Annotated in this window: 8 protein-coding genes; 4 read left to right on the plus strand and 4 right to left on the minus strand. The window is 66.1% G+C overall.

The annotated features are described in order from the left end of the window. Position 1: 1 nt before the first annotated feature. The 3 genes from NFG57_RS01770 to NFG57_RS01780 all read left to right on the plus strand — a co-directional run bounded on the left by NFG57_RS01770 (position 2) and on the right by NFG57_RS01780 (position 3933). Entirely contained in the window at positions 2 to 1801 is a 1800-nt protein-coding gene (locus NFG57_RS01770; protein ID WP_348815215.1) for a phospholipid carrier-dependent glycosyltransferase, read from the plus strand. 304 nt (positions 1802 to 2105) lie between these two features. Further along, on the plus strand, positions 2106 to 3107 hold the full coding sequence (gene thpD, locus NFG57_RS01775) for an ectoine hydroxylase (RefSeq protein WP_348815217.1): 1002 nt from the start codon (positions 2106 to 2108) through the stop codon (positions 3105 to 3107). A gap of 148 nt (positions 3108 to 3255) precedes the next feature. Then, on the plus strand, positions 3256 to 3933 hold the full coding sequence (locus NFG57_RS01780; RefSeq protein ID WP_045992624.1) for a fumarylacetoacetate hydrolase family protein: 678 nt from the start codon (positions 3256 to 3258) through the stop codon (positions 3931 to 3933). Between the two features lie 35 nt (positions 3934 to 3968). Here NFG57_RS01780 and NFG57_RS01785 read toward each other — a convergent pair whose 3' ends face one another. The 4 genes from NFG57_RS01785 to NFG57_RS01800 form a co-directional block, all read right to left on the minus strand. Next, on the minus strand, positions 3969 to 5075 hold the full coding sequence (locus NFG57_RS01785) for an alcohol dehydrogenase family protein (RefSeq protein WP_348815218.1): 1107 nt from the start codon (positions 5073 to 5075) through the stop codon (positions 3969 to 3971). Positions 5076 to 5304: 229 nt separating this feature from the next. Further along, positions 5305 to 7224: a biosynthetic arginine decarboxylase gene (gene speA / locus NFG57_RS01790; RefSeq protein WP_045992626.1), complete on the minus strand. Its 1920-nt coding sequence runs from the start codon at positions 7222 to 7224 to the stop codon at positions 5305 to 5307. Beyond that, positions 7221 to 8186 carry a homoserine kinase gene (locus NFG57_RS01795; protein ID WP_045992627.1) on the minus strand — a complete coding sequence of 322 codons (966 nt, stop codon included), beginning with the start codon at positions 8184 to 8186 and terminating at the stop codon, positions 7221 to 7223. The genes speA and NFG57_RS01795 overlap by 4 nt, the downstream gene beginning before the upstream one ends. Before the next feature lie 166 nt (positions 8187 to 8352). After that, complete coding sequence (locus NFG57_RS01800; protein ID WP_045992628.1) at positions 8353 to 8622, minus strand: DUF2782 domain-containing protein; 270 nt, start codon at positions 8620 to 8622, stop codon at positions 8353 to 8355. 296 nt (positions 8623 to 8918) lie between these two features. On the opposite strand from NFG57_RS01800, the gene polA reads away from it, so the two are divergent. After that, positions 8919 to 11720, plus strand: a complete 2802-nt coding sequence (gene polA, locus NFG57_RS01805; RefSeq protein ID WP_348815219.1) for a DNA polymerase I — start codon at positions 8919 to 8921, stop codon at positions 11718 to 11720. Positions 11721 to 11731: the final 11 nt, after the last annotated feature.

Raw genomic sequence — 11731 nt, forward strand, 5'->3', positions numbered from 1 at the left:
CATGCCCCCCTTGAGAATGCCTCTTCGCCTGTCCTGGGCCGGTTGGCTGGCCTTCGGCGCCTTCGCCGTCCTGCTGCTGGCGCTCGGCCTCGGCTGGCGCGATCCTTGGCCTGCCGATGAGCCCCGTTTCGCCTTGAATGCCATCGAGATGCTGGTGACCGGAGACTTCTGGATCCCCCATCGCGGCGGTGAACTCTACGCTGACAAGCCGCCGATCTTCATGTGGACGAGCGCCTTGGGCATCTGGCTGACCGGCTCGATGCGAATCGGCTTTCTGCTGCCGTCGCTGCTGGCCGGGCTCGGCACCCTGGCGCTGATCGTGGATCTGAGCCGGCGCCTGTATGGCCAGCGCATTGGTCTGCTGGCGGGCATTGCCACCCTGGCGACCCTGCAGTTCGTGCTGCAGGCCAAGACCGCCCAGATCGACATGCTGTTGACCTTCTTTACCACCCTGGGCGCCTACGGGCTGTTGCGCCATGCCCTGCTGGGGCCCTCTCGCTGGTGGTGGCGGACGGGCTTTGCGGCCATGGGGGCCGGCATCCTGACCAAGGGGGTGGGCTTTCTGCCGCTGGCGCTGCTGCCCGCCTGGTGTTGGTTGGGGCGCGGCGGTGTCAGCGGTAACAGGGGGGCTGGCCGGCTGACGCCGCTCCGCCTTCGCGACCTTCTCGAGGGACTGGGGTGCTTGCTCGCGGTGGTGCTGGCCTGGGGGTTGCCGATGATCCTGATCACCAGCCTGAGCGACGACCCGAGCCTGGCGGCCTATCGTGACAATATTCTGTTCAAGCAGACGGGTGAGCGCTACGCCGACGCCTGGGCCCACCTGCGCCCCTGGTACTACTACATCGCCCAGGTGCTGCCCTGGGCCTGGATGCCGCTGGTGCTGACCTTCCCCTGGGCCTGTTCCAACTGGTGGCGACGCATTCGCCGTGGTGATGCCCGTACGCTGCTGCCTGTAAGCGCCGTGGTGTTGATCGTGATCTTCTTCTCGCTGTCACCGGGTAAACGCGGCGTCTATATGCTGCCGACCCTGCCGCTGATGGTGCTGGCGCTGGCGCCACTGCTGCCGGCGCTTGCCAGGCGGATCGGCCCCAATCGCGCGGGTTTTGGAGCCGTCATCCTGCTTGGCGGGCTGCTGGGATTGGCGGGCCTTCTAGGGCTCTGCGATGTCGCGCCGTTGGAGCGTCTGGCCCATCGTTACGGGATCTCTCCCTGGTGGGAGTGGCTGGCGCTGGGGGGCCTGGCGCTGGGCCTGGCGCTTGTGGTGAAGCCGCGCCGGGGCCTGGTCGCCGTGACCCTGTTCCTGTGGTGCCTGTGGGGGTGGTGGAGTACCCAAGGCTACGTCTGGATGGACCCGGAGCGCTCGCCCCGGGACATGATGGCCAGGGTGGCGCAACAGGTAGGGCCGACCGGCGAGGTGGCGCTGTTGAACTTCGATGAGGAGATCCTGCTGCATTCGCGCACGCCAAGTGTTCACTTCGGCGACATGACGCCCATCGAGGAAGAGCTTCCCGCCGCCATGGCCTGGCTCGCCAAGGCGCCGTCGCGGCGCTGGATGCTGGTGGTGGACAAGGATCTGGAAGACATCGACTGCGGCGAGCTTGGCCAAGGGTTCGACCTCGGCCATCAGAATCGCCACGACTGGCTGCTGCTGCCGGGCATCGCCTTCGCCGGCTGCCACCAGGATCGCGGCGCAGCACCGATCTACCTGGCGCCAACGTCGGTTCCTGGCTCCGGCGCCTGGCGCTACTTCACCGAGACAAAGCCTGTCACCGGCGAGGTAGCAGGAGTGACGCATCGCTGAAAGTTGGACGCAAGTTGTGCAAGGGTTGAATTCAAGAGGCGGCTTTTGTAGCTTGGGCTCGGGGAGATAGCCTTCTCCTTCAGGGCGGCGCTATACCTTGAATGCAGCCTTGAATTCAGCCTTAGATGCACCCTGTGATGTGGCCTTGAATGCTGCCCTTGATGCAGTCGGTGATATGGCCTTTGACGGTCAGTGACGCCTGTGTGGCGCAGCATTTCTGGGCCGTCGCTGGTGTACAGGTAAGTAGCGCCGCGGGTACGAGTTCGAATCTGAAAGCTGATCAATACCAAGGGAGGGTGATCGGATGGAAGTGCAGACATCGTCCAATCCGCAAACCAAGCATCGCAGCAACCTGGACCCACAAGACCAGCAGCGTTTCGACTGGCAACGTTTCGCCGGGCTCGACAGCGGCCAGGCTCGCGCCACCCGCTACCCGACGCGATTGCCCGAACCGATGGACAGCCTGTGGGTCGACCGCCAGGGCCCGGTGGTCAAGGGCAGCGCCGACCAGGGGCCGCTGAGCCAGCAGCAGCTCGACGAGTTTGAGCAGAAGGGCTTTCTGTTTGAGCCCGACTTCCTCGGTGGCGAAGAGCTCGCACGCCTGCGCGAAGAGCTCAAGGCATTGCTCGACAACGACGCCTATCGGGGCAAGGACTACAGCATCGTCGAGCCGAGCGGCAAGGAGATCCGCTCGCTGTTCGCCGTGCACTATCTGTCCCGGGTGTTCGCCCACCTGGCCAATGATGAACGTCTGGTCGGCCGCGCTCGCCAGATTCTCGGCGGCGAGAGCTACGTCCACCAGTCGCGTATCAACTACAAGCCGGGCTTCGAGGGCAAGGGCTTCAACTGGCACTCGGACTTCGAGACCTGGCACGCCGAGGACGGCATGCCCGACATGCACGCGGTGAGTGCCTCCATCGTGCTGACCGACAACCACGAGTTCAACGGTCCGCTGATGCTGATTCCCGGCTCCCATCGGGTGTTCGTGCCGTGCATTGGCGAGACGCCGGACAACAACCACGAGAAGTCGCTGCAGAAGCAGGAGATCGGGGTGCCGAGTCAGGAAGCCCTGCGCCAGCTGATCGATCGCAACGGTATCGAGGCGCCCAAGGGCAGCGCTGGTGGGCTGTTGCTGTTCGACTGCAACACGTTGCATGGCTCCAACGCCAACATGTCGCCGGATCCGCGCAGCAACGCCTTCTTCGTCTACAACCGCGTCGACAACCGCTGCGTCGAGCCGTTTGCGGCCAACCGCCGTCGCCCGGATTTCCTGGCCCACGAGCCTGGCAGCGATTTCAATCCCTGAAGCGACGGTCGCCACCGCTCGCGATGAGCGCGATGGCTGGGATAGACTCGAAAGGCGCGCCTTGGGCGCGCCTTTTTTGCATGCCACGCGACCCCGTTCGCTGGGCCGTGTCGTTTCCTATCCTTCTTCATGCCTTCAGGAGCCTGCCATGTCTCTCGTCCCGAGCTTTGTCGACGGTGACGCCTTCTCCCAACCACTTGGCAAGGTGGTCTGTGTTGGACGCAACTACGCCGAGCACGCCAAGGAGCTCGACAACCCGGTACCCGACGCACCCTTGCTGTTCATCAAGCCGGCGACCAGTGTGGTGCCCCTGGAAGAGCCGATCGGCGGTCCCTTCGAGCGCTCCGACGTACACTTCGAGACCGAGCTTGCGCTGTTGATCGGCGAGACCCTGCGTGAGGCCACGCCCGAGCAGGCCGAGGCGGCAGTGGTCGGGGTCGGGCTTGCGCTGGACCTGACGTTGCGTGATGTCCAGTCGGCGCTGAAGAAGAAGGGGCATCCGTGGGAGATCGCCAAGGCCTTCGATGGCGCCTGCCCGCTGTCGCGTTTCGTGCCCATCGAGGCGCCGCTCGACTGGTCGGCCATCGAGTTCAGCCTCGACATGAACGGTGAACGTCGCCAGCACGGCGTGGCCCGAGACATGCTGTTCGCGATCCCGGCGTTGCTGTCCGAGATGAGCCAGCACTTCACCCTGGCCCCGGGTGACGTGGTGCTGACCGGCACCCCGGCCGGTGTCGGCAAGCTGGAGAAGGGCGCGAGCCTGGCTTTCGAACTGACACTGCCCAGCGGCCAGCGCCACGCCCTCGAGACCCGCGTGCTCGGTTAACGCTTGGCTAACCCGCAGTCCCGACGCCTTCGGCGTCAGTCCAGCGGCGGCGGCAGCAGCACGAAGTTGCCCACGTGCTGCTTCTCGAGAAAGGCCTGCTGGGCCTCGACGATCTGCGCAAGCGGGAAGGTCCTGGCCAGCAGGGGACGAATCTCGCCGCGCTCGATGTAGCCGATCAGGTCCGGAAATATCGGCTCGTCCCAGGCGGTGGAGCCGATCAGGCGCACGTCCTTGAGGTACAGCTTGCGCATGTCGAGCTCCACCACCGGCCCTGCGATGGCGCCGGAGGAGACGTAGCGGCCGCCCCGGTCGAGCACCTCCAGCACCCCGCCAAAGCCCTTGCCCGCAACGTTATCCACCGCGACGTCGATGCTCGACTCGCCGAGGCTTGCCAGCAGGTCATCGTCGCGGTCGAGCAGGCGGTCGGCGCCAAGGGCGCGGATCGCCTCGTGCTTGGCGCTGCCCGCCACCGCCGTGACGTGGGCGCCCCGGCGCTTGGCCAACTGCACCACCGCCGAGCCGACACCTCCCGAGGCACCGGTGACCAGCACCCGGTCGCCGGCGCTGACACCAGCGCGGTGCAGCATGTTCTCTGCGGTGCCGTAGGCGCAGGGGATGGTGGCGAGTTCCTGGTCGCTCCAGTTGCAGTCCACCGGGAATATCTCGCTTGCGGGCACCTTGACGAACTGGGCGAAGGCTCCGTCGAAGTCAGAGGCCATCCACACCGAGTCCCAGTGATCGAAGCCCCTGGTGCGCATGCAGGCGCGTACCAGTACCCGCTTACCCAGCAGGTCCGCCGTGACCGAGGCGTTGGCACCTTCCTCTCCCGGCGCGCCCAGGGCCACTACCTCGCCACAGCAGTCGGTGCCCTGAATCAATGGAAAGGGAGTGGCGCCATTCCAGCCGCCATCCTCGGCGTCGGCGGCGTTCTCGGCGCTGTCATCGAAGGCGTCCGCCGATGCCCGGGTGTCGCTCTTGACGCTGGCGGAGTACCAGCCGAGCCGGGTATTGATCTCGGTGTTGTTGACGCCGGCGGCGAGCACCCGCAGCAGCACCTCTCCGGGGCCCGGCGTCGGGGTCGGGACTTGTTGATAGCTGAGCTTGTCGTAGCCACCGTTGCCGGTGGTGACCACCGCCATCATGGTGGGGGGAATGCTGCGCTGTGAGTCTCGGGGCTGTGAGTCTTGGGGGTAGGGGGCCGGGGATGCGATGGCGCTGTCCTCCTGTGGTCAAGATGTCTCTGGCTTGATGCATATCTCGCCACGAGCGTGGGCCAGGCGCAAGAGCTCAAGTCCCCAATAGCAGGCGCCCGGCGATACCTGTAGGCATCGCCGGGCGAAGGCTCACACGGAGTGGGGCGTGCGGGTCGGCTCACTCCAGGTAGGTGTAGCCGTCGAGCCCTTCTGACAGATCATCGAGGAAGTGACGCTGTTCGCGTGGGTCGAGGTTGCTGCGGGTGAGCTGGACCCGGAGCCGTTCGCGCAGCACGTCGGCGTTGAAGTTGACGTAGCCGAGTACGTCGGAGACCCGGTCGCCCCACTGCAGGTTGGTCAGGCGCCAGCCACCGTCGCGATCCAGCGAGGCGTCGACAGCGTCGGTGTCGCCGAACAGGTTGTGCAGATCACCGAGGATCTCCTGGTAGGCGCCGACCATGAAGAAGCCGAGCAGGCGCTCGTCGTCTTCGCGCCACTCCGGCAGCGGCAGGGTGGTTTCGACCCCCTGGCCGTCGACGTAGCTGTCGATGCGCCCATCGCTGTCGCAGGTGATGTCCTGAATCACTCCACGGCGGCTTGGGCGACGGTCGAGCCCGGACAGCGGCAGCACCGGGAAGATCTGCTTGATGCCCCAGACGTCGGGCATCGACTGAAACAGCGAGAAGTTGACGAACAGCTTGTCGGCGAGTTTCTCGGCCAGCTCGTCGAGGATCTCGCGGTGGGCGCGATTGCGTGGGTCGAGCTGTGACCTCAGGGCGGCGCAGGCGGCGAAGTAGACGCTCTCGCCCTCGGCGCGGGCGGCCAGATCGGCGGCCCCCAGCACGAAGCGGTCGTGCAGGTCGCCCATGTCCTGGATCAGGTCGTGCCAGGCCTCCACCAGCCCACGCGGTTCCGGCTCGCGCTTGAGAAAGTCCAGGGTGCGCCACAGCGCCTCGACCTCGGGGTCGTCGCTCTTGCGTTCGGTCGGCGGCGCGGTGTCCACGCTTTCCTCGCCGATCACGTTGGTGATCAGCACCGCGTGGTGGGCGGTCAGGGCGCGGCCGGATTCACTGATCAGATGCGGCTGGGGCAGACCTTCGGCGGCACACACCTGATTGAAGGCGTAGACCACGTTACGGGCGTACTCGAGCATCGAGTAGTTGATCGAGCAGAAGTTGCGCGAGTGGGTGCCCTCGTAGTCGACCCCAAGTCCACCGCCCACGTCCACGGTGTCCACCGGCGCGCCCAGTTGGCGCAGGTACTGGTAGAAGCGCGCGCACTCGCGCAGGCCACGCTGGATATCACCGATGTTGGCAATCTGGGAGCCCAGGTGGAAGTGCACCAGCTGCAGGCTGTCGAGTCGCCCGGCTTCGGTCAGGCGCTCGACCACGGTCAGGATCTGGCCGGCGGTCAGGCCGAACTTGGACTTCTCTCCGCCGGTGTCCTGCCACTTGCCGCGGCCCACCGAGGACAGTCGGGCACGCAGGCCGATGCGCGGGGTCACCCCCAGGCGTTCGGCCTCCTCGAGGATCATCGGCAGCTCGGAGAGCTTCTCCACCACCAGATAGACCCGATGGCCGAGCTTCTCGCCCATCAGCGCCAGGCGAATGTACTCGCGATCCTTGTAGCCGTTGCACACGATCAGCGAGGGGCCATCGCCGGACAGGGCCAGCACCGCCAGCAGTTCCGGCTTGCTGCCGGCCTCCAGGCCAACCCGGTCGCGCCCGCGCTCGTTGGTGGCGAGGATCTCTTCCACCACTCGGCGCTGCTGGTTGACCTTGATCGGGTACACCGCGGTGTAGCCGCTCTCGAAGTTTTCCTCGGCCATGGCCTGGTCGAAGGCCGCGCACAGCTGCTCGACCCGGTCGTGCAGGATATCGGTGAAGCGGATCAGTACCGGCAGGCGCAGGCCGGCCTGGCGGATCTGGTCGACCAGGCCACGCAGCGACAGGCTGGGGCCGGGTTCGACCTCGCCTAGCGGGCGGACCAGTGCCTGTCCGTCCTCGTCCACGTCAAAGTAGCCGCTACCCCACTGGTCGATGTTCCAGGTGCGGCGGGCGCGTTGCACGGCGGAGTCGGCGTCGGGCTTGTGGCTCACGGGCGGGCCTCGATGTCTGGCAAGGGCAGGGCTCCATGTTCCAGGCGCGCAAGCAGGATGCGTCGGAACTGTTCGGGATCGTGGGGGGTCAGGTCGTGGGCCGGTGGGTCCACGTAGACTACCAGCAGGCGAGACAGCCAGTAGCGCAGGGCGGTCAGGCGCAGCATCAGCGGCCACAGTTCGCGCTCGGTGGCGGTCAGCGGGCGTTCGGCCAGGTAGGCCTCGAGCAGAGCGTCGTGGCGCTCGGCTACCAGGCGACCGTCGGCGTCGGTGGCCCAGTCATTGATGACGATGGCCAGGTCGAACAGCAGGTCGCCGGTGCAGCCGTTGTAGAAGTCGATGATGCCACCCAGGCGCTCGCCGTCGAACAGCGTGTTGTCGCGAAACAGGTCGCCGTGCAGGGCGCCCTGGGGCAGCGGCTCCGCGCTTTCCAGCGCGGCCTGATAGGCGTCGACCTCGTCCTGCATCAGCGCCTGGTCCTCGGGCGAGAGGTAGACCAGCACCTTGTGGTGCATGGCCGACAGCCAATGAATGTCGCGAGGATTGGGACGGTGTCCACCGAAGTGGCGGGAGACACGATGCATCTCGCCGAGCGCCTGCCCCAGCGCTCGGCACTGGGTCACGTCGGGCGCGCTGGGATGGGCGCCCGGCAGGCGCGGAAACAGCAGCGCCGGCCGACCCGCCAGTTCGTGCAGGGCGATACCGTCACGGTCGTGAATCGGCCCGGCCACCGGGATTCGGTGCTCGTCGAGGAAGTCGAGCAGCTCGACGAAGAACGGCAGCTCTTCGTGCTCTCCCTGCTCGAACAGCGTCAGCACCAGTTCGCGACGGTCGGTGGTGACAAAGAAGGTGCTGTTCTCGGTGCCCGCGGGCACGCCCTGCAGCTTCGTCAGTTCGCCGACGTCAAAACGGCTGAGAAAGCCTGCGACCTGTGCGTCGTCAAGCGGAGTGAATACGGCCATGAATCGTCTCGCCCGGGGTTGCCAAGGCGCCTATTGTAGCGACTTGGCACCGAGTTGCACGTGATCTACGGGAGTGGTCTCAGCTGGCTTTCGCGCCGCTTGCCAGACGGGCATCAACAGCTAGGGGACGCAGCGGCGGGCGCGCCGCCCAGGCAGCGGCCTTGGGTCAGCGAACCCAGCCGGGGATCTCGACGTTGTCGCCGCCCTGGCGCTCGAAGTTGCCGTCGCCGTTGCGGTCGACCAGGAAGTAGGCGCTGCCATCCTTGGGCTCGACCTTGATGGCGTACAGCTTGCCGTTGACGCGGTACTCGCGCAGCGTCTGGTTGGCTTCCTGGCGGACGCTGATGTCGGGTTGCGCCTGGGCGAGCACCGGCGCGGCGGCGGCCAGCAGGGCCAGCGACAGCAGAAGGGCGCTCGCGATGCGGGTGATTGTCATGGTGGGGCTCCAGGATGGGAGAATGAACGGTTGGCAAAACAAAGGGAACACTGTTCGATCAGACCATGATACGTCGGCACAGGTTCCCCTCGCAAAGTAAAGGAACAGGGCCGATGCCCCAGGTCGACGCCTGATGGCCGGCATAAGGGGCGGGCGCAGGGTGGGCCAGGGGCTGACGCAAGGACAGGGCGATGGCCGTGACCGCGTCGAGGTCGTAAAAGCGTCCGGCAAAAGACGAAAGGGATGCGTATCATGGGTGGCATCGTAGTCATTTATCCTTACAGGGACGCCGATCCATGGCCTCAAGCCCCATCGTTCTCGTCGACGGTTCCTCCTATCTGTACCGTGCCTTCCACGCTCTGCCGCCGCTGACCACCTCCGAGGGTCAGCCCACCGGCGCCATCAAGGGCGTGATCAACATGCTCAAGCGGCTGATCAAGGACTACCCGGACAGTCCCATGGCGGTGATCTTCGACGCCCCGGGCAAGACCTTCCGCGACGAGCTCTACGACCAGTACAAGGCCCAGCGGCCACCGATGCCCGACGACCTGCGCGCTCAGGTGAAGCCGCTGCACGAGTGCGTGCGTGCGCTCGGCCTGCCACTGCTGTGCATCGAGGGGGTCGAGGCCGACGACGTCATCGGCACCCTGGCGAAGATGGCCACCGACGCCGGTCGCGACGCGGTGATTTCCACCGGTGACAAGGACATGGCCCAGCTGGTCAATGGCCATATCACCCTGGTCAACACCATGAAGGGCGAGACCCTCGACGTGGACGGGGTCAACGACAAGTTCGGCCTGCCGCCGGAGCTGATCATCGACTACCTGGCGCTGATGGGTGACAAGGTCGACAACATCCCCGGAGTCCCCGGAGTGGGCGAAAAGACCGCCATCGGCCTGCTGCAGGGCATGGAAGGCGGGCTCGACGTCATCTACGGCGATCTCGACAAGGTCAAGACGCTGTCGTTTCGTGGCGCCAAGACGCTGCCGAAGAAGCTCGAGGAGCACCGCGACAAGGCCTACCTGTCCTACGAACTGGCGACCATCAAGACCGACTGCGAGCTGGAGCTCGGCCTCGATGATCTGGCCATCGCCGCGCCGGATCGCGAGGCGCTGAAGACGCTGTATCAACGCCTGGAGTTCAAGAACTGGCTGTCGGAGCTGCTGGCCGGCCAGGATGAAGGCGTCGATGATGTCGCCGGTGGTTCCGACACCCCCGAGGGGGACAACGGAGGCGAAGGCGCTAACAAGAACAAGGCCCAGACGGCACCTTCCAGCGAGCGTCAGGATACGGTGATCCTTGAACAGGCCGAGCTGGACGCCTGGCTTGAACGACTGGCCGCTGCCGAGGCCTTCTGCTTCGATCTGGAGACCACCAGCCTCAACTACATGGAGGCCGACATCGTCGGTGTCGGCCTGTGCCTGACGCCCGGCGAGGCGGCCTACATTCCGCTGGGCCACGACTATCTCGACGCCCCGGCCCAGCTCGATCGCAAGGCGGTGCTCGAGGCGCTGGCGCCGGTGCTGGCCGACGAGGCGATCGCCAAGATCGGCCAGAATCTCAAGTACGATATCTCGGTGCTGGCGCGCTACGACATCCCGGTCAAGGGGCCCCTGGTGGATACCATGCTCGAGTCCTACGTGCTCGACTCCACCGCCACCCGCCACGACATGGACTCGCTGGCGCTCAAGTACTTGGGCGAGGGCACCGTCAAGTTCGAGGACATCGCCGGCAAGGGCGCCAAGCAGCTGACCTTCAACCAGATCGCACTGGAACAGGCTGCGCCCTACGCCTGCGAGGACGTCGACATCACCCTGCGGCTGCACCAGACGCTGCGCCCACGAGTGGACGAGACTGGCCGCCTGGCCGAGGTCCTCGACGAGCTCGAACGCCCGCTGGTGCGGGTGCTGTCGCGCATGGAGCGCAACGGCGTGGCGCTGGACGCGGAGCTACTGCACACCCAGAGCCGGGAGCTGGGGGAGCGCATTCGCGAGCTCGAGGCCCGCGCCTATGAGCTTGCCGGGCGCGAGTTCAACCTCGGCTCGCCCAAGCAGCTCGGCCAGATCCTGTTCGAGGAGCAGGGCATCCCGGTGATCAAGAAGACCCCCAAGGGCGCGCCCTCCACCGCCGAGGCGGTGCTCGAGGAGCTGGCGCTGGACTACCCGCTGCCCAAGGTGATCATCGAGCATCGCGGCCTGTCCAAGCTGCGCTCGACCTACACCGACAAGCTGCCGAAGCTGGTCAACAAGGCCACCGGCCGGGTCCACACCAGCTACCACCAGGCAGTGACCGCCACCGGGCGGCTGTCGTCTTCCGACCCCAACCTGCAGAATATCCCGATTCGTACCGACGAGGGACGGCGCATCCGCCAGGCCTTCGTGGCACGCCCGGGCTATCGCATCGTGGCGGCGGACTACTCCCAGATCGAGCTGCGCATCATGGCCCACCTGTCCGGCGACAAGGGCCTGTTGTCAGCCTTCGCCGAGGACAAGGACATCCACGCCGCCACCGCCGCCGAGGTGTTCGGGGTGGCCCTGGACAAGGTCAACGGCGAGCAGCGGCGCAGCGCCAAGGCGATCAACTTCGGCCTGATCTACGGCATGAGTGCCTGGGGCCTGGGCCGCCAGCTGCATATCGAGCAGAGCCAGGCCAAGACCTATATCGACCGCTACTTCGATCGCTACCCGGGGGTGGCCCGCTATATGGAGCGCATCCGCGCCCAGGCCGCCGAAGACGGCTACGTCGAGACGGTGTTCGGACGCCGGCTCTACCTGCCGGAGATCCACTCCCAGAACCGTGCCCGGCGCCAGGGCGCCGAGCGTACCGCCATCAACGCACCGATGCAGGGCACCGCGGCGGACATCATCAAGCGCGCGATGATCGATATGGACGCCTGGCTCGCAGACCAGGCCGGCAGCGACGGCTTCGACGCCTGGATGGTGATGCAGGTCCATGACGAACTGGTGTTCGAGGTCAGAGATGACCAGGCCGAGACCTTCATGGAAGAGGTCAAGACGCGCATGCAGAACGCCGCCAGCCTCGACGTACCGCTGATCGTCGAGGCCGAGTGCGGTGACAACTGGGACGAAGCGCACTAAGGCGTTGCCGC

It is taken from the genome of Halomonas sp. H10-59, assembly GCF_040070555.1.
Lineage (GTDB): Bacteria > Pseudomonadota > Gammaproteobacteria > Pseudomonadales > Halomonadaceae > Halomonas > Halomonas litopenaei.